19 protein-coding genes are annotated in these 26,809 nt (G+C 61.0%); 8 read left to right on the top strand and 11 right to left on the bottom strand.

The window, feature by feature from the left end; all coding sequences use genetic code 11:
* Window position 1: 1 nt before the first annotated feature.
* From C5F71_RS27130 to gloB, 5 genes are all read right to left on the bottom strand, one after another.
* Entirely contained in the window at window positions 2-1,075 is a 1,074-nt protein-coding gene (locus C5F71_RS27130) for a microcin C ABC transporter permease YejB (protein WP_029291370.1), read from the bottom strand.
* Between the two features lies 1 nt (window position 1,076).
* Window positions 1,077-2,915: an extracellular solute-binding protein gene (locus C5F71_RS27125; protein WP_104912454.1), complete on the bottom strand. Its 1,839-nt coding sequence runs from the start codon at window positions 2,913-2,915 to the stop codon at window positions 1,077-1,079.
* A complete protein-coding gene (locus C5F71_RS27120; RefSeq protein ID WP_104912453.1) occupies window positions 2,912-4,741 on the bottom strand; it encodes an extracellular solute-binding protein in 1,830 nt (609 codons plus the stop codon). Before C5F71_RS27120 ends, C5F71_RS27125 begins: the two co-directional genes overlap by 4 nt.
* A gap of 235 nt (window positions 4,742-4,976) precedes the next feature.
* Complete coding sequence (locus C5F71_RS27115) at window positions 4,977-6,389, bottom strand: lytic transglycosylase domain-containing protein (protein WP_029291374.1); 1,413 nt, start codon at window positions 6,387-6,389, stop codon at window positions 4,977-4,979.
* 98 nt (window positions 6,390-6,487) lie between these two features.
* Window positions 6,488-7,255 (bottom strand): hydroxyacylglutathione hydrolase, encoded by a 768-nt coding sequence (gene gloB / locus C5F71_RS27110; RefSeq protein ID WP_104912452.1) that lies wholly within the window; start codon window positions 7,253-7,255, stop codon window positions 6,488-6,490.
* Window positions 7,256-7,320: 65 nt separating this feature from the next.
* On the opposite strand from gloB, the gene C5F71_RS27105 reads away from it, so the two are divergent.
* Window positions 7,321-8,079: a class I SAM-dependent methyltransferase gene (locus C5F71_RS27105; protein WP_029291378.1), complete on the top strand. Its 759-nt coding sequence runs from the start codon at window positions 7,321-7,323 to the stop codon at window positions 8,077-8,079.
* 84 nt (window positions 8,080-8,163) lie between these two features.
* The gene (gene rnhA / locus C5F71_RS27100; RefSeq protein WP_029291380.1) at window positions 8,164-8,616 is read left to right on the top strand and encodes a ribonuclease HI; all 453 of its coding nucleotides are present in this window, start codon (window positions 8,164-8,166) and stop codon (window positions 8,614-8,616) included.
* Window positions 8,617-8,646: 30 nt separating this feature from the next.
* Here rnhA and C5F71_RS27095 read toward each other — a convergent pair whose 3' ends face one another.
* Window positions 8,647-8,952: a DUF2388 domain-containing protein gene (locus tag C5F71_RS27095; protein ID WP_104912451.1), complete on the bottom strand. Its 306-nt coding sequence runs from the start codon at window positions 8,950-8,952 to the stop codon at window positions 8,647-8,649.
* A gap of 200 nt (window positions 8,953-9,152) precedes the next feature.
* Between C5F71_RS27095 and dnaQ the strand changes: the two genes are divergently transcribed.
* The 3 genes from dnaQ (at window position 9,153) to C5F71_RS27080 (ending at window position 12,910) form a co-directional block, all read left to right on the top strand.
* Entirely contained in the window at window positions 9,153-9,893 is a 741-nt protein-coding gene (gene dnaQ / locus C5F71_RS27090) for a DNA polymerase III subunit epsilon (RefSeq protein WP_166647897.1), read from the top strand.
* Between the two features lie 189 nt (window positions 9,894-10,082).
* Window positions 10,083-12,338: an Orn/Lys/Arg decarboxylase N-terminal domain-containing protein gene (locus C5F71_RS27085; protein ID WP_104912450.1), complete on the top strand. Its 2,256-nt coding sequence runs from the start codon at window positions 10,083-10,085 to the stop codon at window positions 12,336-12,338.
* A gap of 8 nt (window positions 12,339-12,346) precedes the next feature.
* Window positions 12,347-12,910 carry a GNAT family N-acetyltransferase gene (locus C5F71_RS27080; RefSeq protein WP_071609994.1) on the top strand — a complete coding sequence of 188 codons (564 nt, stop codon included), beginning with the start codon at window positions 12,347-12,349 and terminating at the stop codon, window positions 12,908-12,910.
* A 277-nt stretch (window positions 12,911-13,187) separates the two neighbouring features.
* Here C5F71_RS27080 and C5F71_RS27075 read toward each other — a convergent pair whose 3' ends face one another.
* Window positions 13,188-14,087, bottom strand: coding sequence for a LysR substrate-binding domain-containing protein (locus tag C5F71_RS27075; RefSeq protein ID WP_092236973.1), 900 nt, complete (start codon window positions 14,085-14,087; stop codon window positions 13,188-13,190).
* Between the two features lie 92 nt (window positions 14,088-14,179).
* On the bottom strand, window positions 14,180-14,404 hold the full coding sequence (locus C5F71_RS27070; protein WP_029291392.1) for a hypothetical protein: 225 nt from the start codon (window positions 14,402-14,404) through the stop codon (window positions 14,180-14,182).
* 227 nt (window positions 14,405-14,631) lie between these two features.
* On the opposite strand from C5F71_RS27070, the gene C5F71_RS27065 reads away from it, so the two are divergent.
* Window positions 14,632-15,189, top strand: a complete 558-nt coding sequence (locus C5F71_RS27065) for an NADPH-dependent FMN reductase (protein WP_104912449.1) — start codon at window positions 14,632-14,634, stop codon at window positions 15,187-15,189.
* Window positions 15,190-15,273: 84 nt separating this feature from the next.
* On the opposite strand, the gene C5F71_RS27060 is transcribed toward C5F71_RS27065, so the two are convergent.
* Window positions 15,274-15,768 carry a DUF934 domain-containing protein gene (locus C5F71_RS27060; protein WP_029291397.1) on the bottom strand — a complete coding sequence of 165 codons (495 nt, stop codon included), beginning with the start codon at window positions 15,766-15,768 and terminating at the stop codon, window positions 15,274-15,276.
* A complete protein-coding gene (locus C5F71_RS27055) occupies window positions 15,752-17,410 on the bottom strand; it encodes a nitrite/sulfite reductase (protein WP_029291399.1) in 1,659 nt (552 codons plus the stop codon). Before C5F71_RS27055 ends, C5F71_RS27060 begins: the two co-directional genes overlap by 17 nt.
* Window positions 17,411-17,862: 452 nt before the next feature.
* Here C5F71_RS27055 and C5F71_RS27050 point away from each other — a divergent pair, with 452 nt between their 5' ends.
* Window positions 17,863-18,942, top strand: coding sequence for an ABC transporter substrate-binding protein (locus tag C5F71_RS27050; RefSeq protein ID WP_092236967.1), 1,080 nt, complete (start codon window positions 17,863-17,865; stop codon window positions 18,940-18,942).
* Window positions 18,943-18,946: 4 nt separating this feature from the next.
* On the opposite strand, the gene C5F71_RS27045 is transcribed toward C5F71_RS27050, so the two are convergent.
* Window positions 18,947-19,162: a DUF2970 domain-containing protein gene (locus tag C5F71_RS27045; RefSeq protein ID WP_029291403.1), complete on the bottom strand. Its 216-nt coding sequence runs from the start codon at window positions 19,160-19,162 to the stop codon at window positions 18,947-18,949.
* A 132-nt stretch (window positions 19,163-19,294) separates the two neighbouring features.
* Between C5F71_RS27045 and C5F71_RS27040 the strand changes: the two genes are divergently transcribed.
* Complete coding sequence (locus C5F71_RS27040) at window positions 19,295-26,404, top strand: NEL-type E3 ubiquitin ligase domain-containing protein (RefSeq protein WP_104912448.1); 7,110 nt, start codon at window positions 19,295-19,297, stop codon at window positions 26,402-26,404.
* The last annotated feature ends 405 nt before the right edge of the window (window positions 26,405-26,809 follow it).

The following is a 26,809-nucleotide window of genomic DNA, read 5'->3' as shown; positions in this document are numbered from 1 at the left end:
CTCAATGCTCCCGGCTTTCGAAGTCGATGCGTGGGTCGACCAGGGTGTAGGTCAAATCACCAATCAGTTTCACCACCAGGCCCAGCAGGGTGAAGATAAACAGGGTGCCGAACACCACCGGGTAATCGCGGTTGATCGCCGCCTCGAAGCTCATCAGCCCCAGGCCGTCGAGGGAGAAGATCACTTCCACCAGCAACGAGCCGGTAAAGAAGATCCCGATAAACGCCGAAGGGAAGCCTGCGATCACCAACAACATGGCGTTGCGGAATACGTGGCCGTAGAGCACGCGGTGATTGGTCAGGCCCTTGGCCTTGGCGGTGATCACGTACTGCTTGTTGATCTCGTCGAGAAAACTGTTTTTGGTCAGCAATGTCATGGTGGCGAAGTTACCGATCACCAGGGCCGTGACCGGCAGCGCCAGGTGCCAGAAGTAGTCGAGGACCTTGCCGCCCCAGCTCAGTTCGTCAAAGTTGTTGGACGTCAGCCCGCGCAGGGGGAACCAGTCGAAATAACTGCCGCCGGCAAACACCACGATCAACAGGATGGCAAACAGGAACGCCGGGATTGCATAGCCGACGATGATTGCCGAACTGGTCCACACGTCAAAGTGGCTGCCATGCCGGGTGGCCTTGGCGATCCCCAGGGGGATCGAGACCAGGTACATGATCAGGGTGCTCCATAACCCGAGGGAGATGGACACCGGCATCTTCTCCTTGATCAGGTCGATGACCTTGGCATCGCGAAAGAAGCTGTCGCCAAAATCCAGCTGGGCGTAGTTCTTGACCATGATCCACAAGCGTTCCGGCGCCGACTTGTCGAAGCCGTACATTTTCTCGATTTCCTTGATCAGCGTCGGGTCCAGGCCCTGGGCCCCGCGGTAGCTGGAACCTGCCACCGAAACTTCGGCGCCGCCACCGGCGATACGGCTGGTGGCGCCTTCAAAGCCTTCGAGCTTGGCAATCATTTGCTCCACCGGGCCGCCGGGCGCAGCCTGGATGATGACAAAGTTGATCAGCAAAATGCCGAACAGCGTCGGGATGATCAGCAGCAACCTGCGAAAAATATAAGCCAGCATGTCAGTCGCCTCCGCTCGCCGGGTCGGCGCTGGTGTCTGTGGGCGGTGTCATTGCCGGTGGCGTGTTGGGTTTGATCCACCAGGTATTGATACCCACGTCATAGCGCGGCGGGACTTCGGGGTGACCAAGGTGATTCCAGTAGGCCACGCGGTAGGTCTTGATATGCCAGTTGGGGATCACGTAGTAGCCAAACTGCAAGACCCGGTCCAGGGCCTTGGCGTGGGCCACCAGGCTGTTGCGTGAGTCGGCGTTGATCAACTGTTCCACCAATTCGTCGATGGCCGGGTCCTTGAGGCCGATGTAATTGCGGCTGCCGGGGTTGTCGGCACTGCTCGATTGCCAGAATTCACGCTGCTCGTTACCGGGTGACGAGGACTGCGGGAAACTGCCGACCATCATGTCGAAATCCCGCGAGCGTACGCGGTTGACGTACTGTGAAACGTCGACCCGGCGGATCACCAGTTCAATACCCAGGTCCGCCAGGTTGCGCTTGAAGGGCAGGAGGATGCGCTCGAAGTCGGTCTGGAACAGCATGAATTCGATGCTCGCCGGTTTGCCGTTGGTGTCGACCATCTTGTCGTCGACGATGCGCCAGCCGGCTTCCTGCAGCAGTTGGTAGGCTTCGCGCTGCTGGCTGCGGATCATGCCGCTGGCATCGGTTTTCGGCGGGGCGAAGGCTTCGGTGAACGCTTGGGGCGGGACGCGGCCGCGCAGCGGTTCGAGAATCGCCAGTTCGGCTGGGCCGGGCAGGCCGGTGGCGGCCATGTCCGAGTTTTCGAAATAACTGCGGGTGCGGGTGTAGGCACCGTTGAACAGTTGCTTGTTGCTCCATTCAAAGTCCAGCAACAGGCTGATGGCCTTGCGTACCCGCACGTCCTGGAACATCGGCTTGCGGATATTGAACACAAAGCCCTGCATCCCGGTGGGGTTGCCGTTGGGCAGTTCTTCCTTGATCAGTCGCCCCTCGGCGACGGCCGGGACGTTGTAGGCATTGGCCCAGTTCTTCGCCGTGGTTTCCTGCCAATAGTCGAATTGCCCGGCCTTGAGTGCTTCCAGGGCCACCGTGCTGTCCCGGTAGTAATCGCTGATGCGGTAATCGAAGTTGTACAGGCCCTTGTTGATCGGCAGGTCCTTGGCCCAGTAATCCTTGACCCGCTCGTAGCGGATCGAACGCCCCGGTTTGACCTCGGCCACCTTGTACGGGCCGCTGCCCAGGGGGATCTCCAGGCTGCTCTTGGCAAAATCGCGGCCGGCCCACCAATGCTTGGGCAACACGGGCAATTGGCCGAGGATCAGTGGCAGTTCGCGGTTGCTGGTGTGTTTGAACTTGAACAGCACCCGCAGCGGGTCTTCGGCCACCACTTCGGCGACATCGGCGTAGTAGGTACGGTAGATGGGGCTGCCTTGCTTGATCAGGGTGTCAAAGGTGAACACCACATCCTCGGCATGCACCGGATGGCCATCGTGGAAGCGCGCTTCGGGCCGCAGGTAAAAGCGTACCCAGCTGTTATCCGGGGCTTTTTCGATTTTGCCGGCGATCAGGCCGTACTCGGTGATGGGTTCGTCCAGGCCTTGCTGGGCCAGCGTGTCGAAGACCAGGGAGATGTTATCCGCCGGCACGCCCTTGCTGATAAACGGATTGAGGCTGTCGAAGCTGCCCATGGCCGACTCGCGGAAGGTGCCACCTTTGGGCGCGTCGGGATTGACGTAGTCGACGTGCTTGAAATTGGCCGGGTACTTGGGCGGTTCGTCATACAAGGTCAAGGCATGTTGGGGAGCGGCGACAGCCTGGGTGCACAACAACAGGCCACTGATAATCGCAGTACGCAAAGCCATCATTGGGGTTTCTCCGATGCTTTCAGCCACCACGCGCTCAGGCCCAGGCTGTAGGGCGGCGTGGTCACGAAGGCGAACCGGTTACGGTACGCCAGGCGATGATAGTTGAGATACCAATTGGGAATACTGTAGTGCTGCCACAGCAGGACCCGATCCAGGGCCCGGCCGGCGGCGATTTGTTGGTCGCGGGTCTGCGCGGCGAGCAACTGCTCCAGCAGGTGGTCGACCACCGGGTTGGCGATGCCCGCGTAATTCTTGCTGCCCTTGATCCCGGCCTGGCTGGAGTGGAAGTACTGCCACTGCTCAAGGCCGGGGCTGAGGGTCTGGTTGAGCGTCATCAGGATCATGTCGAAGTCGAACTGGTCGAGGCGCTGCTTGTACTGCGCGCGATCCACGGTGCGCAAGCGCGCATCGATGCCGATGTAGCGCAGGTTCTCCACATAGGGCTGCAGGATCCGCTCCAGGTTCGGATTGACCAGCAGGATTTCGAAACGCAGCGGTTGCCCGTCGCTATTGAGCAGGCGCTGACCGGACAGTTTCCAACCCCCTTCGGCCAGCAGGCCGAGGGCGCGGCGCATGGTTTCGCGGGGGATACCGCGGCCGTCGGTCTGCGGCAGGCTGAATGCCTGGGTAAACAGATTGGCCGGTAATTGTTCGCGGTAAGGCGAGAGCATCAGCCATTCATGGCCCACCGGCAGGCCGCTGGCGGAGAATTCGCTGTTGGGGTAATAGCTCAAGGTACGTTTATAGGCGCCGCTGAACAGCGTGCGGTTGGTCCACTCGAAGTCGAACATCAGCCCCAGTGCCTCGCGCACCTTGGCCTGGCTGAAGGTGGCGCGGCGGCTGTTCATGAACAGGCCCTGGCTTTGGGTCGGGATCTGGTGGGCAATCTGTGCCTTGATCACCTCGCCACGGTTGACCGCCGGGAAGTTGTAGCCATTGGCCCAGTTCTTGGCCTGGTGTTCGATGTAGATATCAAACTCGCCGGCCTTGAACGCTTCGAAGGCCACGTCGCTGTCGCGGTAAAACTCCACCTCGACCTTGTCGTAGTTGTAGAACCCGCGATTGACCGGCAGGTCCTTGCCCCAATAGTCCTTGACCCGCTCGAACACCAATTGCCGGCCTGGCTGGACCTGGCTGATCCGATAGGGCCCGCTGCCCAGCGGCGGCTTGAAGGTGGTGGCCTTGAAGTCACGGTGCTTCCAGTAGTGCTGGGGCAGCACCGGCAGTTCGCCCAGGCGCAGGATCAACAGCGGGTTGCCGGCGCGCTTGAATACAAAACGAATGCGGTGGGGGTTGAGCACATCTACCCGGGCCACTTCCTGCAGGTTGGTGCGGTACTGCGGATGGCCTTCGGTCAGCAATGTGCGATAGGAAAACGCCACATCGTCGGCGGTGATGGGCTTGCCGTCATGAAACCGCGCTTGCGGGCGCAGGTTGAACACCACCCAGCTGCGGTCTTCGCTGTACTCCACCGATTGCGCAATCAGGCCATAGCTGGACGTGGGCTCGTCGCCGGAAGGGGCGTATTGGCCGGTGCCGACCATCAACGGCTCGTTGAGCTCATTGACGCCGTATTGCAGGAAATTGGCGGTGGAAACCGGGCTTGAGCCCTTGAAGGTGTAAGGGTTGAGGGTGTCAAACGTGCCAAACGCCATGACCCGCAAGGTACCGCCCTTGGGCGCTGCGGGGTTTACCCAATCGAAGTGGGTGAATTTGGCCGGGTACTTGAGCGTACCGAACTGCGCATAACCGTGGTTCTCGGTAATGGTCGCGTTCGCGGAAAAGCTCAAGGCCAGACTTATTAGTAGAAGGAGGGAACGCTTCAAGTCAGAGATCCGATCCGGGCGGCTTGGGCTTTATGATCGGTACAGTAACAGCTTGTTCCACTTGGAAAAAGACTGTTGAAAAGGCCATTTTCAGGCCCGGCGAAATCTTGAGTGGTGCGCGGACCCAATGTGGGAGCTGGCTTGCCTGCGATGCAAGTGCCGCGGTGAATCAGTCACACCGCGTAGATGCATTCGCAGGCAAGCCAGCTCCCACACAAGCCCGCTTGCGCTCGGGTCAGCGTGGTCCGGAAACCACCAGCATCTGCCCCGGCTTCAGCGCCTGGCCAGTGCGTGGGTTCCAGCGTTTGAGATGTTGCATCTCAACGTTGAAGCGCTTGGCAACCATGTAAAGCGAGTCACCTTTCTTGACCTTGTACTGCACCGGCTTCTTGCCGCCAGCCTTGGCCACGACTTTGCGGGTGTCCTGCATCACCAGGGTCTGGCCGACTTTCAAGGCCTGGCCATTGAGCTTGTTCCAGCGCTGCAGGTCATGCACATCGACCTTGTTGGCCTTGGCAATCAGCGTCAGGTTGTCGCCGCTCTTGACCTTGTAGCTGCGCGAACGCCCGGCCACGGCCTTGTGCTCGACTTCGTCAAACACCGGTTTTTTCGGGCGCAGGCTCAACAGCTCCTCGGGGTTCATCGAGGACAGGCTGCTGGCCAGCAATTGCGCCTTGGAAGTGGGCACCAGCAAATGCTGGGGGCCGTCCAGGGTGGTGCGTTGCTTGAAGGCCGGGTTGAGCTGGAACAGTTCGTCTTCGTCGATCTCGGCCAGCGCGGCGACCCGGGACAGGTCCATGCTTTGCTTGACTTCAACCATCTCGAAGTACGGCGTGTTGGCAATCGGGTTCAGGTTGACGCCGTAGGCCTCGGGGGCCAGCACCACCTGGGACAGCGCCAGGAACTTAGGCACGTAGTCCTTGGTTTCCTGGGGCAGTGGCAGGTTCCAGTAGTCGGTGGGCAGGCCAAGCTTCTCGTTGCGCTCGATGGCCCGGCTGACCGTGCCTTCGCCCGCGTTGTAGGCTGCCAGGGCCAGCAACCAGTCGCCGTTGAACATGTCATGCAGACGTGTCAGATAGTCCAGGGCAGCAGTGGTGGAGGCGGTGATGTCGCGGCGGCCATCGTAGGCGCGGGTCTGGCGCAGGTTGAAGTAGCGCCCGGTGGAGGGAATGAACTGCCACAGGCCCACCGCATCGCTGCGTGAATAGGCCATTGGGTTGTAGGCACTTTCAATCACTGGCAGCAGCGCCAGCTCCAGGGGCATGTTGCGTTCTTCAAGGCGTTCTACGATGTAATGAATATAGAGACTGCCGCGTTCGCCGGCGTTCTCCAGGAACGATGGGTTGCTGGCGAACCACAGGCGCTGTTGCTCGATACGCGGGTTGACGCCGACACCGTCCTGCAGTTGGAACCCCTGGCGCATGCGTTCCCAGACATCCTGGGGTACTTGCGGGCTTGGCTTCTCTGAGAGCCAAAGGGGTTTTTGCTTGATCTTGGCAGCAAATACGGGTTTGGGTTGCACGGTGGATTGTGCAGCGAAATTATTGGTTTGGCAGCCCGCCAGAGTTGCGGATACGGCCACCGCAATGGCTTGAGCCAGGCGGGTCAATGCGTCTGAATGGTTGGATTTACGAATAGATGACGACATTGGCTGGAAGTTAGTTCCGGGCAAAAATGTCGGGCGATTCTAGAAAGCGCTTTGGTTCCGGTCAACCATTCAGAAATTTCGTACCAGAACCTCTCTGCTTAGAACGTATCTTTCCAAGCGCGCAAGCTAGCAAACACCTCGCTCCCAGAGCGGTTGTCGCGGCCATTCCGCTCGTCCGCTTTTTGTTTAACGGATGTTTCAGCGGTGCGCAGAAAAGGGTTAGTCAACTTTTCCAGGGCCAAGGTCGAAGGTAATGTCATCTTGCCGCCTGCCCGCAGCTCGCTGACCTTTGCCACTCGTTCGGCTATATCGGCGTTATCCGGCTCCACTGCCTGGGCAAAGCGCAGGTTGCTTTGTGTGTATTCGTGGGTGCAGTAGACCAGCGTGTCGGCGGGCAGGGCGGCCAGGCGTTCCAGGGAGTGATACATCTGCTCTGGCGTGCCCTCGAACAAACGCCCGCAACCGGCGGCGAACAGGGTGTCGCCGCAGAACAGCAAGCCATGATGATAAAAAGCTATATGTCCCAGGGTATGTCCGGGCACGGCCAACACCTGGAGGTTCCAGCCCAGTACCTCGATACGGTCGTTATCGTGGAGCGCGACGTCACGGGCCGGGATCTTTTCGTTGGCCGGGCCATAGACCGTGGCGCCCGAGGTCTGCTTGAGCTGCTCCACACCGCCGACGTGGTCTGGGTGATGATGGGTCACCAGGATGTCGCTGAGGGTCCAGCCGGGGTGCTGCGCAAGCCACGCCAGTACGGGCGCGGCATCACCGGGGTCAACCACCGCGCAGCGATGGCTGCGATGATCTTGTAACAACCAGATGTAGTTATCGGTGAAGGCGGGCAGGGCACTGATCTGTATCATTCTTCTATTCGCCAAGCTGAACACATTGGTGCATCTTAGAACGTCTTGGCGAGTTGGAGAATGCAATGACTGATAAAGCGTTCGCCCAGGCCGATCCTGAGTGGCTGGCCTTGATCAGCGCAGCCCGTGAGTGGCTGTCCGGGCCGATCGGGCAATTTCTGCTGGAACAAGAGCGGCTTATGCTCGAAGAAGAGCTGGAACGCTTCTTTGGCGGTTACTTGGTGCACTACGGCCCTTCGGCCCAGACCCCACCGCCCGCACCCCAGGTGCAGCGCAATGTGCGCCTGGGTGCGCCGTTGCCGGGGGTCGAGATTGTCTGTGAAGAGCAGGCATGGCCTTTGAGCGAGCATGCCGCCGATGTGGTGGTGATGCAGCATGGCCTGGATTTCTGCCTGTCGCCCCATGGTTTGTTGCGTGAAGCGGCCAGCGCCGTGCGCCCAGGCGGGCATTTATTGATCGTTGGCATCAACCCCTGGAGTTCGTGGGGCCTGCGGCACGTCTTTGCCCATGATGCGCTGCGTCAGGCCCGCTGCATCTCGCCCTCGCGGGTCAGCGACTGGTTGAACCTGCTGGGCTTCGCGCTGGAGAAACGCCGCTTCGGGTGCTATCGTCCGCCGCTTGCCTCGCCCAAGTGGCAGGGCCGCCTGGCTGGCTGGGAGCGCCGGGCCGGCGCATGGCAGTTGTCCGGTGGCGGTTTCTACCTGTTGGTAGCCCGCAAGATCGTGGTCGGGCTGCGGCCGGTGAGCCAGGTGAGGCGCGAGCCCATGGGTAAACTGGTGCCGATGCCCCTGGCCAAGGTTAACCGTCGCTCCAGCGAGCCATAGATCATTTTTTGGAATTCAGGTCGCCATGTTCGACCTCGGGAACTGCCGGTCGATTGCCGGTAACCCGCTTTGATGGATAGCGTAATGACCGATAGCGTAGAACTCTTTACCGACGGCGCCTGCAAGGGCAACCCTGGTCCCGGGGGCTGGGGCGCCTTGCTGGTGTGCAAGGGGGTGGAGAAGGAGTTGTGGGGCGGCGAAGCCAACACCACCAATAACCGCATGGAACTGATGGGCGCGATTCGCGGCCTCGAAGAGCTCAAGCGCCGTTGCGATGTATTACTGGTGACGGACTCGCAATACGTCATGAAGGGCATCAACGAGTGGATGGTCAACTGGAAAAAGCGCGGCTGGAAAACCGCCGCCAAGGAGCCGGTGAAGAACGCTGACCTGTGGCAGTTGCTGGATGAGCAGTGCAACCGCCACAACATCACCTGGAAATGGGTGCGCGGGCACATCGGCCACCCCGGCAACGAGCGCGCAGACCAGTTGGCCAATCGTGGCGTGGATGAAGTGCGCGGGTACAAACAGAGCTGAAGCTCCCCATCGCCTCGCCGGGGCTGGAAGTTACAGCGCCAGCATTGCGCAGGCGAGTTGCCCGTCCGTCTCGCGCAACGCCGGCAAAGTGCGGCGGATGTGCAGCAATGCAGACTCCAGCCGCGCACCGCGTATTTCACCCCCGCTTGCGACGTAAGCCGCCGCATCGTCCTTTGCCGCCAATACGATTTTGTCATCCTTGAAACTGCTGCTGGTGCCCTTGGTAGCACTCATCGACAGGCTGACCAGGGCATCCGTGGTCATCACAAAGCTGGTGGCCTGGGCATTGGCGGCACTGATCAGGCACAGGGCGAGCAGGTAGTTTGGTGTGGACATGGGTAGTTTTTACGCATAGTAAAGAGCGGCGCAGGCTACCAAAGGGCGTGATGGCAAACTGCGCAAGCTTTGCTAAACCTTGTTAAAAACTGTTGGGCGAGGGGGCATGGCGCTCCGCCATGGGGCGCGTCGGGTATAGAGCGTGTTAATATCCCGCCCCTTGAAATACACACACCGTTGAGAGCTGAACCCTGATGGCCATCCGATCTGTTGTACTCGATACCGAAACCACCGGCATGCCGGTGACCGATGGCCACCGGATCATTGAAATCGGCTGTGTCGAACTGATGGGCCGTCGCCTCACGGGTCGCCATTTCCACGTGTACCTGCAACCGGACCGGGAAAGTGACGAAGGCGCCATTGGCGTCCACGGCATCACCAACGAATTCCTGGTGGGCAAACCGCGCTTTGCGGAAGTTGCCGATGAGTTTTTCGAGTTCATCAACGGCGCGCAGTTGATCATCCACAACGCGGCGTTCGACGTTGGCTTCATCAACAACGAATTCGCCCTGATGGGCCAGACGGATCGCGCGGACATCACCCGTCACTGCTCGATCCTCGATACCCTGATGATGGCCCGCGAGCGCCATCCGGGCCAGCGCAACAGCCTCGACGCCTTGTGCAAGCGCTATGGCGTCGACAACTCCGGCCGTGAACTGCACGGCGCCTTGCTCGACTCCGAGATTCTGGCGGACGTCTACCTGACCATGACCGGTGGGCAGACCAGCCTGTCCCTGGCCGGCAACGCCTCCGATGGCAACGGCTCGGCAGAAGGCTCGGGCAACCGACCTTCGGAAATCCGCCGCCTGCCGGCTGACCGTAAGCCCACCGCGATCATCCGCGCCAGCGAGCAGGACATGGCCGAGCACGCGGCACGCCTGGAGGCGATCGCCAAATCGGCGGGTGCGCCGGCGTTGTGGACCCAACTGACCCAGCAATAATCGCGGTCAAAAATGTGGGAGCGGGCTTGCCCGCGATTGCGGTGTGACAGTCAGCGCATTCGTTACTGACCCACCGCCATCGCGGGCAAGCCCACACACGCCCATTCCTACATTACTTATTATCTTCATTCGCCACATTCGCTCCCAGCTTCTACCCTGAGTACATCGCCCTCAGGACGCCAAGCCCTCATGTACAAAGACCTGAAGTTCCCCATCCTGATCGTGCATCGCGACATCAAGGCCGACACCGTCGCCGGTGATCGGGTCCGGGGGATCGCCCGGGAGTTGGAGCAAGAGGGTTTCAGCATCTTTTCCGCCATGGATTACGCCGAGGGCCGCTTGGTGGCCTCGACCCACCATGGCCTGGCGTGCATGCTGATCGCCGCCGAAGGCGCCGGGGAAAATACCCATTTGCTGCAGAACATGGTGGAACTGATCCGCCTGGCGCGCCTGCGTGCACCTAACCTGCCGATCTTTGCCCTGGGCGAGCAAGTCACCCTGGAAAACGCCCCGGCCGATGCCATGAGCGAGCTCAACCAACTGCGCGGCATTCTCTATCTGTTCGAAGACACGGTGCCGTTCCTGGCCAGGCAGGTGGCCCGCGCGGCGCGTACCTATCTCGATGGCCTGTTGCCGCCCTTCTTCAAGGCCCTGGTACAACACACCGCCGACTCCAATTATTCCTGGCATACCCCCGGTCACGGCGGCGGCGTTGCCTATCGTAAAAGCCCGGTGGGGCAGGCGTTTCATCAGTTTTTCGGGGAAAACACCCTGCGCTCGGACTTGTCGGTGTCAGTGCCGGAGCTGGGTTCGCTGCTGGATCACACCGGCCCCTTGGCTGAAGCCGAAGCCCGCGCGGCGCGTAACTTTGGCGCCGACCATACCTTTTTTGTGATCAACGGCACCTCCACGGCCAACAAGATCGTCTGGCACTCTATGGTCGGGCGCGATGACCTAGTGCTGGTGGACCGCAACTGCCACAAGTCGGTATTGCACTCGATCATCATGACTGGGGCGATCCCACTGTACTTGTGCCCGGAGCGCAATGAACTGGGGATCATCGGCCCCATCCCACTGACTGAGTTCAGCCGCGAATCGATTCGCGCGAAGATCGAGGCCAGCCCGTTGACCCGTGGCCGCGAACCCAAGGTCAAGTTGGCCGTGGTGACCAACTCGACCTATGACGGGTTGTGTTACAACGCCGAGCTGATCAAGCAGCAATTGGGCAACAGTGTCGAAGTGCTGCACTTCGACGAGGCCTGGTACGCCTACGCGGCCTTCCACGAGTTTTTCGCCGGGCGCTATGGCATGGGGACCTCGCGCACGCCCGACAGCCCGCTGGTCTTCACCACGCACTCGACCCACAAGCTGCTGGCCGCGTTCAGCCAGGCCTCGATGATTCATGTCCAGGACGGCGGGGCTCGGCAGCTGGATCGTGATCGCTTCAATGAGGCGTTCATGATGCACATCTCCACCTCGCCGCAGTACAGCATCATCGCCTCGCTGGACGTGGCGTCGGCCATGATGGAAGGGCCCGCTGGGCGTTCGTTGCTTCAGGAAATGTTCGATGAGGCCTTGAGCTTTCGCCGGGCCCTGGCCAATTTGCGCCAGCATATCGCCGCCGATGATTGGTGGTTTTCCATCTGGCAACCGCCTTCGGTGGCAGGCATAGACCGGGTGGCGACAGCTGACTGGTTGCTGCAGCCCGAGGCTGATTGGCATGGTTTTGGCGATATTGCCGAGGACTATGTATTGCTCGACCCGATCAAGGTCACGCTGGTCATGCCCGGCCTGACCGCGGGTGGCGCGTTGAGCGATTGCGGAATTCCGGCGGCGGTGGTCAGCAAATTCCTCTGGGAGCGCGGCCTGGTGGTGGAAAAAACCGGGCTGTATTCGTTCCTGGTGCTGTTCTCCATGGGCATTACCAAAGGCAAGTGGAGTACCCTGCTCACCGAATTGTTGGAGTTCAAGCGCAGTTACGACGCCAATGCCGGCCTGGCCAGTTGCCTGCCGTCGGTGTTCCAGCAAGGCCCGGCGCGCTACCAGGGCATGGGTTTGCAGGACTTGTGCGACCAGTTGCACGGCTGCTATCGCAGCAATGCCACGGCCAAACACCTCAAACGCATGTACACGGTGCTGCCGGAGATTGCCATGAAACCGGCCGATGCCTATGACCAGTTGGTGCGCGGCGAAGTCGAGGCGGTGTCCATCGACGCCTTGCCAGGGCGTATCGCTGCCGTGATGCTGGTGCCTTATCCGCCCGGCATTCCGCTGATCATGCCGGGGGAGCGCTTTACCGAATCGACGCGCTCGATCATCGACTACCTGGCCTTCGCCCGGGAGTTTGATAGCAGTTTCCCTGGGTTTGTCGCCGATGTGCATGGCTTACAACACGAAGACGACGGCAACGGTCGTTGTTACACCGTCGATTGCATCAAGTGTTAAGGATGGTTATGCAAGCTGTAATGAATCCGAAGTACCCGGGGCTCAGTGTGCGAGTCGCCGACGAGGGATTTGACGCCTACGTGTGGGGTAATGATTTCAGCTTCGAGGTGTGCACGTATGGCACGCCGGAGTTGGGCAAGCCTGTTGACCAGTGGGCGGTGGAGCAGATATTGCCGTACCGCAAATGCTACGGCATCGATCCCGAGGAGTTCGCCAGTTACCGCAATGCCACCGACAGTGCGGTATTCATGGCGTACCTGGATGATCGGCCGGTTGGGCATATTGTTGTCAGTACCAATTGGAACGGCTTTGCCCATGTCGATGAACTGGCGGTGGTGCTCCCGGCCCGTCGGCATGGCGTGGCCAAGGCTTTGCTTGATGTTGCGCAATTCTGGAGCCGCAAGAAAAACCTGCCGGGGATGATGCTGGAGACGCAGAACAATAATCTGGGGGCGTGCCGGCTGTACGAACGCAGCGGCTATGTGATGGGCGGCATCGACCACCTGCGCTATCGCGGGATTGATCCGCAGACCCGTGAGGTGGCGATTTTCTGGTATCGGCTGTTCCACTGACCAGGGGCAGGTGGTGGCTATGGGTCTTTTATGGCGCTTTTTGTGGAGAGGGGGCTATGCAGCAGCCTGAAACCTGCTGCCCACCGCTGGCATTTTGTGGCGAGCGGGCTTGCCCCGCGCTGGGTGGCAAAGCCGCCCCCGTAGCCTCACAACGTTGTGCCAGGTACACCGTGGTGGCCGATTTTGGGGCTGCTGTCGCAGCCCAGCGGGGGACAAGCCCCCTCGCCACAACTGGCTCCCGCAACTGGCTTCACAACTCCACAATAAGCCCTCTGACCTAGTTGATCGGGGACAGCAGGGCCTGTGCCTTCTGCGTGACAATCTCCAGCAACGCATTCAGCGCAGGGCTCGGGTTGCTGTCCTTGACCGTCAACCCGTACAAACTCACCAGGATCGGTGGTGACAATGGGCAAGTATCCAGCCCGGCTTCCCGTGCGCCACTGGCGGTGAAGGGGTCGACCACTGCCAACCCTTCGCCAGCTTCGACCATGCTGCGCATCATCTGGTAGGTCTGCACCCGTGTCTGGATCACCGGCAACGGCCGCAGCGCTTGTAGCTTGCTGTCCAGCAACTGACTCAACGGGTCTTGCCCCTCCAGGCCGATCATTGCCTGGCCGGCCAGTTCTTGCAGGGCGATGTATTTTTGCCGTGGCTTGAGCCAGCCATGGGGCGCCAGCAACTGCAGCTTGCCCTGGCCCAACAGGGTACTGGTGATTTGCGGGTGTTCGGGGTCATGCAGGCTCAGCCCCAGGTCCGCCTCGTGCAGCAGCAGGCTCCTGACGATGTCGCGTGTCGGTTGGCTGGACAGGTTGCAGGGCGTGTCCTGGAAGCGGCGGCGCAACAGCGCGATGCTTTGCGGCAATAGCTGGTTGGCCAAAGGCGGGGTACAGAGCGTGCGCAGCGGCGGGGCATGATGGTGCTTGAGGCTGCTGGCCAGGCGCTGTATGGGTTCCAGTGCTTCGTAAAGGTGGGCGATCTGCGCCTGCATGGCCAGGGTTTCACGGGTGGCCTGCAACCGCCCGCGGACGCTGGCAAACAGCATGAAGCCCAACTGTTGTTCAGCGTCCCTCAGGGTAGCGTCCACATCGGACACAGCCAGTTGCAACCATTCGGCGGCCGTGCCGAGGTGTCCGGTCTGCAAAATGGCTTGAATCACTTCGATATGACGTAAACGCATGCATGAAGTCCATGTTCAGCAGGTAAGGGATTCACCGGGTGAATCCTAACCCAAGTCCGCTCATATGACTTCTGCCTGGAGGCACAGCCTTGTCAAACAGGCATGTTTTCAGGCTCGCGGGTCAGGGATACCTGCGACTGAACCAAAACGAAGGTGTTCTCATCGACCTTGTTGACCCGGTCGCCAATCGCCAGCTTGTAGGAAATTACCGGTTCTGAACCGTCGCCTGACGAGGTGGACTCCTGGAATTCATGCACGGAATAAACGCGACCTTCCGCGTCACGAGCATGGAATTGTCCGACAAGTACTGCTGCCATCTGCTTAGAACCTCTGGAGAAAAACACCGATTTGCGGTTCTGTAGACCGTCATTAAGGCGGGTAGTTTACCTACATCAAAAAAATACTATTCGTTGATGTTCCGCTTATTTTTCCTACGGGCCAGCGATGGGGCCAAACCGCTGCTGATTGAGCAAAACCTGCTGGTGATAGGCCGGCGAAGGCTCTATAACTACAGGTTCCTTTAGTCAGATGTCGGGAAAGCCCCATGAGCAAGGTCTATACGATTGCCGTACTGGTCGGCAGCTTGAGAAAAGAGTCGATCAACCGCAAGGTCGCCTTGGCATTGGCACAGTTGGCGCCGGCCAATCTCAAGCTCAACATCGTCGAAATCGGCGAATTGGCGCTCTATAACGAAGACCTTGATGGTGCAACGCCACCTGCGGCCTACACCACGTTCCGTCAGCAGGTGGCGGCGGCCGATGGAGTGCTGTTCGTCACCCCTGAATACAATCGTTCGGTGCCGGCAGCCCTGAAAAATGCCATTGATGTCGGCTCGCGCCCCTACGGCCAGAGCGCCTGGAACGGCAAGCCGGGGGCGGTCATCAGTGTTTCGCCGGGGGCCATTGGAGGCTTCGGCGCCAATCATCATTTGCGCCAGTCCCTGGTGTTTCTGAATGTGCCTTGCATGCAGCAGCCGGAAGCCTACCTGGGAGGCGCGGGCAGTGCGTTCGATGAGTCGGGCAAACTGTCGGAGAAAACCAAACCGTTCCTGCAAGCGTTTATCGATGCCTATGGCCATTGGGTCGCACAGCACAAGGGCTGACGTACACAACGGCGCCTCTCGGAGCCCATAAAAAAACCGAAACCTGCGACGCCAAGTTTCGGTTTTTTTGTTTCCCGGCAGGGCTTAGCGACGACGGAACAGCGGCAGCGGTTCGTCGGTTGCGGCCTGGTACGTCACCGAGAAGTCCTTGAGGCTTTCCAGCGCTTCGTACGGGTCTTTGTCGGCGCGCAAGGCGTAGGCATCGAAACCGCAGCGGTGCAGGTAGAACAGCTGATCACGCAGCACATCGCCAATCGCCCGCAGTTCGCCTTTATAACCATAGCGGTCACGCAGCAGGCGCGCGTTGGAGTAGTTGCGCCCGTCGGTGAAGGCCGGGAAGTTCAGCGCGATGACCTGGAAGTGCTGCACGTCATCACCGATTTCTTCGGCTTCTTCATCGGCGTCCAGCCACACACCCAGGCCGCCATCGCGGGCCTTGAGGGCGTGGCCATGCTCACGCCACAGGGCCAACGGTACGATCAGGTCGTCGCAGTTGGAGATGCCATCGAACGTCGCGTCCTTGGGCAGCAGGTGCCAGGTTTCGTCGACGACTTCGTTGTTCTTAATGATTCGCTGCATAGACGCGCTCCTTGAACAGGTCAATGCCGATGCGCTGGTAGGTGTCGATGAAGCGCTCATCTTCGGTGCGCTGTTCGACGTAGACGTCGATCAGCTTGCCGATCACCTCGGGCATGGCTTCCTGGGCGAAGGATGGGCCGAGGATCTTGCCCAGGCTCGCATCACGGCTGGCGCTGCCACCCAGGGACACTTGGTAGAATTCTTCGCCTTTCTTGTCCACCCCCAGGATGCCGATATGGCCAACGTGGTGGTGACCACAGGCGTTCATGCAGCCAGAGATGTTCAAGTCCAGCTCGCCGATGTCGAACAGGTAGTCCAGGTCGTCGAAACGGCGTTGGATCGACTCGGCAATGGGAATTGACTTGGCGTTGGCCAGGGAGCAGAAGTCGCCGCCCGGGCAGCAGATGATATCGGTCAACAGGCCGATGTTCGGCGTAGCGAAACCGCCTTCGCGCAGTTCGCCCCACAGGGTGAACAGTTGGCTCTGCTCAACGTCCGCAAGGATGATGTTCTGCTCGTGGGAGGTGCGCAGTTGGCCAAAGCTGTAGCGGTCGGCCAGGTCGGCGACGGCGTCCAGTTGCTTGTCGGTGATATCCCCAGGCGCAACGCCGGTGGGCTTGAGTGACAAGGTCACCGCCACATAGCCCGGCTGCTTGTGCGCCAGGGTGTTGCGGGTCCGCCAGCGGGCAAAGCCGGGGTGCTGCTGGTCGAGTGCGGTCAGCTCGGCGTCCTGGTTGCCCAGGGCCTTGTAGTCCGGGTCGACGAAGTGCTTGGCCACGCGATGCACTTCGGCTTCGGTCAGGGTGGTCTGGCCCCCGCGCAGGTGTTCCATCTCGGCATCGACCTTCTGGGCAAATACCTCTGGAGTGAGGGCCTTGACCAGGATCTTGATGCGCGCCTTGTACTTGTTGTCACGACGGCCATAGCGGTTGTACACACGCAGGATGGCGTCGAGGTAGCTCAACAGGTCTTGCCAGGGCAGGAATTCATTGATGAACGCGCCAACTACCGGGGTACGACCGAGGCCGCCACCCACCAGGACGCGGAAGCCCAGTTCGCCGGCGGCGTTGTACACCGGTTCCAGGCCGATATCGTGGACTTCGATCGCGGCGCGGTCGGAAGTCGAGCCGTTGATGGCGATCTTGAACTTGCGCGGCAGATAGGCAAATTCTGGGTGGAACGTAGTCCACTGACGAACAATCTCGCACCACGGACGCGGGTCGATCACTTCATCGGCGGCAACGCCGGCGAACTGGTCGGTGGTCACGTTGCGCAAGCAGTTACCGCTGGTCTGAATGGCGTGCATCTGCACGGTGGCCAATTCAGCCAGGATGTCTGGCACGTCTTCCAGGGCCGGCCAGTTGAACTGTACGTTCTGGCGGGTACTGATGTGGGCGTAGCCCTTGTCGAAGTCGCGGGCAATCTTGGCCATCATGCGCGTCTGGCGCGAGGTCAACTGGCCGTAAGGCACGGCCACCCGCAGCATCGGCGCAAAGCGCTGAACATAAAGGCCATTTTGCAGGCGCAGAGGGCGGAACTCTTCTTCGCTCAGTTCACCTGCCAGATAGCGTCGGGTCTGATCACGGAACTGCTTGACGCGGTCCTCGATGATGCGCTGATCGTATTCGTCGTATACGTACATATAGGTCCTGTTCTCGGCAAATCTGCGCGCACGGCCGCGCACTCCCAACGGAGCCGGCGCACGATACCAGCTTGCGTTTATGCGCAAAAGTGATGTTTTAGTATATGCAAAGAACCAAATCGACTAATGAGAACGTTTATCGCGATACCCCCATTTGTCATAAGGGCAATCATCGACTTTACTGTGGTCGAGTCTTAGTGCAATCACCTATAAAACCGACAAGAGGCGATGCGATGAGCAATCCAATCAAAGCCCGTAAAACCGACAGTACCGTGGACGCCTGGGCGATTCTGTTTCTGATTATCCTGGTGGTTTCAACCGCCGTGTTCTGGGTCAGCCATCAATAACCGGCGCTGATCCCTGCGAAGCTGTCCGATCTGCCGGTAAATAGCCAAGATCAAAAGGCTCGTTGCCATTATCATGATCGGTCAATTTCCGGGGTTCGGGCTGTAATGTTGAAGGTTCTCTGCGGGTGCGTGTGGTGGGTGGGAATGACGTTCGGGGCGATGGCCCATGCCACGTCAGTGGTGTTTCTCAACCCTGGAATGTCCACTGAAGCCTTCTGGGTCAGTTACGCGCAATTCATGCAGGCTGCGGCCAAGGACCTCGGCCTGGATTTGCGTGTGCGCTATTCAGAGCGTGATCCGCAAAATACCCTGCAGCAGGCCCGCGAAGCATTGCAGGGGCCGCAGCGCCCGGATTACCTGGTGCTGGTCAACGAGCAATACATTGCCCCGCAGATCCTGCGCATGGCCCAGGGCAGCACGGTCAAGTTATTGATCGTCAACAACGCGCTGACGCCGGACCAGGCGCAATTGCTCGACGCGGGCAAATACCCCAACCTGCTGGGCAGCATGGTCGCCAATGACGAGGAGGGCGGCTACCTGATGTTCACGGAGTTATTGCGCCAATACGGCCCGGTCCCGGCGGGCACGACCCTCGACGTGCTGGCGTTTTCCGGCGCCAAGAACACCCCCACCGCGCAACTGCGTGAACAGGGCCTGCAGCGTGCCCTGCGCGAACACCCCCAAGTGCATCTGCGCCAACTGGTCTACGGCGAGTGGAAGCGGGAGCGCGCGTTTGAACAGGCCATCCAAATGTTCAAGCGCTACCCGCGCACCGCGCTCGTCTGGTCGGCCAATGATGAAATGGCCCTGGGCGCAATGCAGGCGCTCAAGGCCAGTGGGCGCACGCCCGGCAAGGACGTATTGTTCAGCGCGGTCAACAGCTCGCCCGACGTCCTGCGAGCGCGGCTCGACGGGCAGCTCAGCGCCCTGGTCGCCGGGCATTTCACGGTCGGTGGCTGGGCGATGGTGCTGCTGCATGATGATGCACGGGGCGTGGATATCCAGCGCCATGGCGGGCGCGAGCGCCAGGTGAAGCTGTTTCAGGTGATCGCCGAGCCACAGGCCCAACGCTTGCTCGACAGGGCGGGCCGCGAGGGCGAGGGCGTGGACTTTCGCGCGCTGTCGGCCCAGGGCAAGCCTGCGGCCTATCAGTATCCCTTCAGCATGCAGAGCGTGCTGCACTGAACCCCTAGACCCCGGCCAGATGCACCACCAGCTTGACGATGGCAAACAGGGTCAGGGCAAACAGCACGGTAAACACAATCCCCAGCACCACAAAATGACTGGGCTTGCCATGGGTAAAGTCCCGGGCGCGGTTTTTCCCGCTCTGTACGCCGAACGCGGCGGCCATCACGCTATGCAGCATCTGCCAGAAGGTCGGCGGTTTGTTGTCGGGGGCATCCATAGGTCCTCCTGCTGGGGTGGGTACGTGGGCGACTTCACAGAGAATAGCCAACCCCCCGGGAATGTGCAGACGTAGTTACCGCCGCGATTTCCAGTGGGCGTGGTGTGCTGTGGCTTTTCCTGGAGCCGCACCATGACCGACTCTCCTGTATTGCCCCCGACCCCCAGCATCCACGGGCGGTTGTTGAAGACACGTACGCCGCAATGGCTGATCGACGCCACCTCCCCACGCCGCGAGGCACTCAAGCGCAGCGATGCGCCTGTGCCGCCCGCCTACCGGCGCGCGCCCCCCGAGCAACGCCAGCGAGTGCGCGACTGCATTGTCGCCAGCTTCACCGCGCAGACTGCCCTGGACAAGACGATGTCAGCCCTGCAGGACATAGAGACCTTTGCCCGGCCGCTGCTGGTCAACGCCCTCAAAGACCAGTTCGGCGTGACGCTGGCCCCGCGGATCGAAACCTGGCTGAGCCTGCGCAAATCACTGCAAGTGACTCACTTCAACGTGGACACGCTGGCCTATGACTTTCTGAAACTGGAACTGCTGCAAGCGGCGCTGCATAACTTTGAGGAAGCCGAGTGCGAGCAGGGTGCGTTTCACCCGTCATCGGGTTTCAAGTGGCAAGTACCGACGCGTGGTGTATCACCCCAACATTCCTTGTTGCCGTTGCGCATGCGAGGCCTTGAAGTCCATCAGTTCATGACCATGTGCCGGACCCTGGACCTCGGTGGCCAGTACCGCAGTTACATCAGTAAATTCTTCAACCCCAGCGATGCCGCAGTCGAGACAACCCTGCGCCAACAGTTCATTGCCAGTCAAAAGACGGCGATGAGGGCGGCCGCCGAACTGGCCCTGGTGGGCAAGGACATAACCCACGACGACTACAACATGCTGCTGTCGGTGATCGATGGCGAGCGTTCACCGCGCAGTGGCGGCCAACCGGTATGGATCTGCGACCTGGGCCTGATGAAGCTGCGCATGACTGGGTGCGTGTTGTTTCTGGCTTTCGATCACGCCCGCGCCCATTTCCCTATCTTGTACATCCCCCACGACCCCTATACCCCGCTCAAGCGCTACGCCTCCCTCACGCAGATGCTGGAAACCCTCACGCAGCGCCTGATCACGCCGGGCTCGGCGTCAACCCGCGTGACCCGCCCGACGGATTACCAACGGTTCTTCAGTCAGTTCGTTGACGACGCCGATCGCCCTCACTATTTCAGCGAGTTCACCGAGGATGCTGCCGATGCGACCTTGCTGGAAAAAATCGGTTCTAACTTTGCGGGTCTTGAGCAGACATACGAACTGATCAGCAAACTGACGCCATTCACCGTGAACAATCTGCCGGCCATGCCGTTAGCGCCGCAGGTCCCGAACCCGCAGCCTCATCTGGCACCTATAGCGCTGGCGTTAAAAGGCCAGGTGCATGGCAGCGACAAGGTCGATCTGTGGAGCTATTTGTATGAACAGCACCGGCAAAAATGCATCGCTGATGCAGCCAGTCGTGCGGTGCCCACGGTCGATGTCGATGCCAGGGTGCGCAAACGCAAACTGGCGACGCTGTTGAATGTGGGGCTGTTCGGGCTCAGCGCGGTTGCGGGGTTCGTGCCGGTGCTGGGGGAGGTCATGATGGCGGTGATGGTCGAGCAACTGTTGAGCGAGGTGATCGAGGCGGCGCAGGAGTGGAGTGAAGGCGACCGCAAGGCCGCCAAGGCGCATATCATTGATCTGGCGCAAAACCTGGCCTTGATCGGGCTGACGGCGGCGAGTGGTGCCGCTTTGAGTCGGCTCAGGCCTGAGCCGGTAATCGAGGGCCTGGTGCCGGTGCAGTTACCCAACGCCAAGGTACGCCTGTGGAAACCTGACCTGGGCCCCTACAAGCAGGCCGACAGCCTTGTTGCCGGGAGCACGCCCAATGCCTTGGGGCAATACACGGTCGGCAACCGGCATTACGTGCGTATCGATAACGGCGTCTACGAGAAGGCCTTTGACCCGCAGCTGAAAAAATGGCGCATCCAACATCCCCATGACCCCATGGCCTATCAGCCGGTCCTCGAACACAACGGGCTGGGCGCCTGGCGCCATCGTCATGAGTCGCCCCTGGCGTGGGACCGCCTGACCTTGCTGCGGCGCCTGGGGCACATCACTGATAGCTTCGCGGATGAGACCTTGAGGGTTATTGGCGAGGTCAGCGGCGTTGATGACGACGTGTTGCGCAAGGTACACATGGATGGTTTGCCAGTACCTGCGGCGCTGGCCGATACCCTGGAGCAGTTCCAGGTCGATCAGGAGGTCGAAGCGCTGATTGGCCGGCTGCGCCGTGGTGACGGGTTGGACAGCCGCGATACCTACGCCGTGCCCCTTGCGCTTGAAATGCGCGGCTGGCCACGGGGGCGGGTGGTGGAAGTGTTTGAACAGGCTGTTGTAGATCTTCCTACCGTTGAAGAGCGGCAGTCGTTGTCAGATTTGGGCGAAGCACAGGCGCGTTACCTGCTCGGCACGCCTGACCGTCGAAACCTCCATGGCGTGCCCCTGAGCGATGAGTGGGGCGGCCCCACCGTCACTGCGCCGAAGCCCACTGGCCGCTCTGTGCGTTATGGCAGTCCGGCGTCAGCCGACGACCTTCGGCCCACCCTGAAAATCACCCGTGCCGACCTGCTGCAAGGCAGGCTCGCCCAAGCGGTGCTGGCGGGCCTGGACGAGCAGGAAACGGCCGCTCTGTTAGGCACTGCGTCAAATACAGGCGAGCTGACCAGGGCGCAGCGCTTCAATGAGCGCCTCGCCGAGCATGCCCTGCACAGGCAACAGGCGCTGTTTGACGCCCTGCTGCGCGCCAAGGGGCCGCACCCCGCCGATACAGGGTTGCTGGCGCGCCGGTTTCCCTCGCTGTCCCACCGCGCCCGCAGTGAGGTGCTGAACCACGCCAGCCCGCAGGAACTGACCAACCTGCACCACCACGCCCGGGCCAGTGCCCGTCTTGATCACCTGGCCCGTACCGCGGTGCAACAGAGCCGGGTGAGCCGTGCGATCAGTGGGCTGCATCGCGAACGGCTTGCCAGCCCTGACAGCGACCGCTTGGCCTTGCATGGCCTGGAGCGCCTGTCGGGTTGGCCCCAGGGCCTGCGTCTTGAGCTGCGCCTGGACAGTCATCGCGGGCCCCTGGTGGACAGCATCGGGGATGCCGACGCCGCCGTGCGCCGCTACCTGGTCAAGCACGGCGTTCACTTCCAGGCCTTTGATGCCGCAGGCAACGTGCTCAATAGCGCCGACGCCCCAGGGCGTAACTTGTTCCCGTCGATCCTTGCTGCGCTGCCCGATGACACCCGCCAGGCGTTGGCGCTGACGGGGCAGGGCACGGACTTGCAGACGCTGTTGGCGACTTACGCCAGGGCACATCGGCAGATCGTCGCCGAGCAGATTCTGAAGCTGCGTGCCCCCAGGTCCCGGCCTTCGCTACGCCTGCAGCGCGGGCGCCTGGGCTATGCGTTGTCCGGTCGCGGCCCGCTGCTGGGCATGGATGAGTATTTGATTGTCCTGGCTCGGGGTGTCTATCCGAACTTGGCGGACGATGAGGTCCTGGGGTTCATCGAGGCCCGCCGTCGCGACGGCGAAAGCGAGCGGAAAATCGCCCTGTTGTTTGCCAACCGCCAGCGCGAATTGACGACCTTGCGCGCGACGCTGGAGCAATGGGCAGGGGATGATGCGTCGCGCCTGCCCGCCGTGAACGATGTCATTGACTGTTGGCGCCAGGGCCTGGATCGGGAACGCGCTCCCCACGCCACATTGAATATGCGCGCGGATCAGGTGCTGCCTGAGTGGGAGGCGGACTTTTCCCATGTGCAGACCCTGAACTTGTCGGGGGCGCGCTTGCTGGCCGAAGAGCCAACACAACTACTGCGACCGTTTCCCCGTGTGCAGCAATTGGAGTTGTACGTGAGCCCCGAGCAACTCGAGGCCGTGACCCAGCGACTGGCGGATGTTTCAGGCCTCACGGCCGTGTCGATCACTGGTCCGGAACTGACCTACACCCCGCAAGCGCTACAGCCCCTTGAGCGCATGACCGGCCTCCAGCAACTGTCCCTGGTCGGTAGCTTGCCGGCCCTGGACCTCAGTGGCCTGACCTCATTACGCCGCTTGAGCGTATCCGGCACGCTGTCTGCCTGGCCTCAAGGGCTATTGGCACTTGAGCACCTGGAGTTTGTGGATTTCACAGGCACGCCGCTGCGGAACGTGCCGCCCGAAATGTTTGCCGGGCACCATCGCCTGTGGCGGGGCCTGCACATGAATTGGTCGGAATACGAACCCCAGGATTTCATGAGGGTGTATGAGCACCTGCATGACAACCCGGCCCACCTGGTGGATGAACAGCGCCTGGTGCAAACCTATTGCGAGGGGGCCTTGTCCGGCTTGAAAGATGGCGACCAGGGCTTTGCCGATAAAGTCCTCGCCGGGTTCAGGGCCCAGGGCCTGAGCGCGCGTCAACGCTTGGATCGGGTCAATACCTTGCGCAAGGAATACCGCGAGTTGTTCGAGGTGCTGGAGCAATGGTCGGATCACGAGTCCAGTGTCGGTAGAGTGGAGGTCGAGCGTCAGGTGGCGACTGAAAAAATCCTCGATTGTTGGCGCCACGGGCTGCCGCCGCGCTTGGTGACCGACGGCGAGTTGCCTGCCATGGGCGCGCACCTGGATCTGTCCGGCGCCAGACTGGTCGATTTGCCACGGTTGCCTGCCCCTGGGTTCAGCCATGTGCGCAGCCTGGACCTGAGTGATATAGGCGTCTCAGTGGAAGGCATCAATGGCTGGATCGGTCAATTCCCCCATCTCGACACATTGAGCCTGGCCCGAAACAACCTGATCGAACTGCCGTCAGCGCTTGTGCAATGCCCATCCCTGCGCCATTTGGACCTTTCCCATAACTGGCTGGTCGTCAGCCCGACGATACAGGCGCAGGTCAGCCAACTGACGGGGTTAGTGTCGCTGCGCTTACCGTATAACCCGATCCGCAGCCTGGATGTCAGTGCCCTGCATGACCTGCACACTCTGGACCTGAGCCACAGTGCGCTCGACGAGTGGCCGCAAGGGGTGCTGGAACTGCCGTCGTTACAACGTCTGGATCTGAGTTACAGCGCCGTGACCGGTATCCCCGAGGCGGCTTTGAGCGGGCATGACCCCTTGTTGCTCAACACCCACCTGCGGGGTTGCCGCCTCGACATGGCGACGCGTGCCGAGGCGCGGCTTTTTGCGCGCCGGTACCCAGCAACCCGGCTGGAAAACCCCCTGGGTATCCCCCGCGACCTTCTTGCCCAGGGGCTGACGGGGGGCAAGCCCGAATATTTTCCCGAAGATGCCTTGCGCCGTCCTGAGCTGCTGGCGGCGCTGCCCACGGCGTCCGCTGCCGACGCGGTGCAGTTAGCGCCAAGCGCCCGCTTGCAACGGCTGGCCCCAGCCCTGGATGACCTGCAGGCGGCGGCTCGCATAGACGAGCTGCACAGCCATGGCCTGGATGCGCAGCAGGTCCACGCCCGCCTGGATGAATGGGAAGCGCAATACGCGCAATGGGTGTCGCTGCTCAACGACTGGATGGATGTTCACGGCTATTTGGACGGCAGTTGGGTCAGTGCCCTGGATCGCCGCCGGGCGGCGGATCGCCTGTTGGAGAGTTGGCGGCACACCCTGCGCGCCACACCGCCCGCACCTGGGCTGGACGGCGTGCAATTGCTGGACTTTTCCCAGCTCTCGTTGGGGGATCTGCCCACGTTGCCTGACTATTTTGCGCATGTCAGCGAACTGAACCTGAGCCGAATCCGGCTTACCGCCCAGGGCTCCAATGGGTTTCTGCGGGCCTTTACCCATGTGCGTAAATTGACCCTGAGCCACAACGGCTTGCGCGCCATACCCGATGCCATCGCTGAGTTTCGGGGGCTGCGACACCTGGATATGGCCAACAATGAACTGCAGGCCACGGCGCCACTGTCGGCCCTGGGCGAACTGGAGTGGCTGGACTTGAGCGAGAACCTGTTGACCGAGGTGGAACTGGGCGGCCTGGCCCGGCTGAATACGCTGTATCTGCAGCACAACCTGCTGGACGATTGGCCCATGGCGGTCCTGGAACTGCGACACCTACGCAGCCTGAACTTGCAAGACAACTGGATCGAGAACCTGCCGGAGGCGGCACTCGCACTCCAGTATCGGCAACTGCTGGCGGGGACCAGTTTGTCAGGCAACCGCCTTGAGCAAGCTGCCTGTGAGCGCCTACAGGTCTATCTAGCCCAGACCGGCAACGGCCTGGGCTTTTCCACCGAGCAACTCGACGCCATGATCCGCAGCTATCAGGAACGCGACGAACTGGCTGCTTTCGACTCCCCGGATTACTCCCTCAATCATCCCGACATCGAAACGCCCCAGGAGCAGAAAGCTCGCTGGTTTGGCGGTGTCGCGCCGTATTCGTCAAAGCACCGGCTGTGGCAGCAACTGTTCGCCCAGGAAGGCAGTGGCGACTTTTTCTTCACGCTCTCGCAATTACGCAATACCGAGGACTTTCTTGAGACGCCAGCGGACCTGACGCAACGGGTGTGGGCGCTGCTGGAGGCGATGGATAAAAAACCGTCCCTGCGCCGCGATCTGTTTGCCCGGGCCACGGCGCTGATGCCCGAGGTGACCTGTGGGGATGGCCGCATCCTGATGTTCAATGAGCTGGAAACCCGTGCCCTGGAGTTCGATGCACTGACCCTTGCTGAAAAGGGACAGGACGGGGCCACACTGTTGAAATTTGCCCGCAGCATGCTGCGCCTGGAGGCTGTGGAAGAGATTGCCCAGGCCACTATCGAAAGCCGCGAGGACATTGACCCAGCAGAGATTCGCCTGGCCTTGCGCATCGGTCTTGCCCAGCGTCTGGAGCTGCCGCGGCAACCGTTGAGCATGCTGTACAGCGAGTTATCGGAAGTGACCACGGCCGATCTGGACAGCGCCTTTGCCGCGGTGCTGGAACGTGAGTGCACCTCGACGTTCGAGGAAAAGCTGGTGGGGCTGGAGTATTGGCTCAATTACCTGAAGCAGAAGTACGCCGCTGATTTTTCGGCGTTGGCCCAGGAGGTGGAGCAAAAGGCCGAAGCCTTGGAAGAGCGCTATCCCGACAATGGTTCGGACTACTTGCGCGACTATGCTGAGTTGGGAACCTGGAGCAAGGAGCAGCGCACGGCCCTGGCGATCCGCCTGACCCGGCAGGAGCGACAGGCGCTGAACCTCTAAGCGGCCAAGGAAAGCCGTGACCCGGCACTGGTTTTTTTGTGGCGAGCGGGCTTGCCCCGCGCTGGGCGGCAACGCCGCCCCAACACCCTCACCAAGTTCTACCAGATACACCGAGGGAATGGTTTTGGGTCTGCTGCGCAGCCCAGCGGGGGACAAGCCCCCTTGCCACAGAGGGCTATGCAGCACCCTGGAACTCGCTGCCAACACTGGCTTTTTTGTGGCGAGCGGGCTTGCCCCGCGCTGGGTGGCGAAGCCGCCCCAACACCCTCACCACGTTCTACCAGATACACCGAGGGGAATGGTTTTGGGTCTGCTGCGCAGCCCAGCGGGGGACAAGCCCCCTTGCCACAGAGGGCTATGCAGCAGCCTGGAACTCGCTGCCAACACTGGCTTTTTTGTGGCGAG

It is taken from the genome of Pseudomonas sp. LG1D9 (assembly GCF_002949995.1).
In the GTDB taxonomy this organism is placed as follows: Bacteria; Pseudomonadota; Gammaproteobacteria; order Pseudomonadales; family Pseudomonadaceae; genus Aquipseudomonas; species Aquipseudomonas proteolytica.
This window is presented reverse-complemented; position numbering and strand designations above follow the sequence as displayed.

Coding starts and splice junctions, on each gene's coding strand:
- C5F71_RS27130 (WP_029291370.1), bottom strand. CDS start 1,075: ATGCTGGCTTATATTTTTCGCAGGTTGCTGCTGATCATCCCGACGCTG.
- C5F71_RS27125 (WP_104912454.1), bottom strand. CDS start 2,915: ATGATGGCTTTGCGTACTGCGATTATCAGTGGCCTGTTGTTGTGCACC.
- C5F71_RS27115 (WP_029291374.1), bottom strand. CDS start 6,389: ATGTCGTCATCTATTCGTAAATCCAACCATTCAGACGCATTGACCCGC.
- gloB (WP_104912452.1), bottom strand. CDS start 7,255: ATGATACAGATCAGTGCCCTGCCCGCCTTCACCGATAACTACATCTGG.
- C5F71_RS27105 (WP_029291378.1), top strand. CDS start 7,321: ATGACTGATAAAGCGTTCGCCCAGGCCGATCCTGAGTGGCTGGCCTTG.
- rnhA (WP_029291380.1), top strand. CDS start 8,164: ATGACCGATAGCGTAGAACTCTTTACCGACGGCGCCTGCAAGGGCAAC.
- C5F71_RS27095 (WP_104912451.1), bottom strand. CDS start 8,952: ATGTCCACACCAAACTACCTGCTCGCCCTGTGCCTGATCAGTGCCGCC.
- C5F71_RS27085 (WP_104912450.1), top strand. CDS start 10,083: ATGTACAAAGACCTGAAGTTCCCCATCCTGATCGTGCATCGCGACATC.
- C5F71_RS27080 (WP_071609994.1), top strand. CDS start 12,347: ATGCAAGCTGTAATGAATCCGAAGTACCCGGGGCTCAGTGTGCGAGTC.
- C5F71_RS27075 (WP_092236973.1), bottom strand. CDS start 14,087: ATGCGTTTACGTCATATCGAAGTGATTCAAGCCATTTTGCAGACCGGA.
- C5F71_RS27070 (WP_029291392.1), bottom strand. CDS start 14,404: ATGGCAGCAGTACTTGTCGGACAATTCCATGCTCGTGACGCGGAAGGT.
- C5F71_RS27065 (WP_104912449.1), top strand. CDS start 14,632: ATGAGCAAGGTCTATACGATTGCCGTACTGGTCGGCAGCTTGAGAAAA.
- C5F71_RS27060 (WP_029291397.1), bottom strand. CDS start 15,768: ATGCAGCGAATCATTAAGAACAACGAAGTCGTCGACGAAACCTGGCAC.
- C5F71_RS27055 (WP_029291399.1), bottom strand. CDS start 17,410: ATGTACGTATACGACGAATACGATCAGCGCATCATCGAGGACCGCGTC.
- C5F71_RS27050 (WP_092236967.1), top strand. CDS start 17,863: ATGTTGAAGGTTCTCTGCGGGTGCGTGTGGTGGGTGGGAATGACGTTC.
- C5F71_RS27045 (WP_029291403.1), bottom strand. CDS start 19,162: ATGGATGCCCCCGACAACAAACCGCCGACCTTCTGGCAGATGCTGCAT.
- C5F71_RS27040 (WP_104912448.1), top strand. CDS start 19,295: ATGACCGACTCTCCTGTATTGCCCCCGACCCCCAGCATCCACGGGCGG.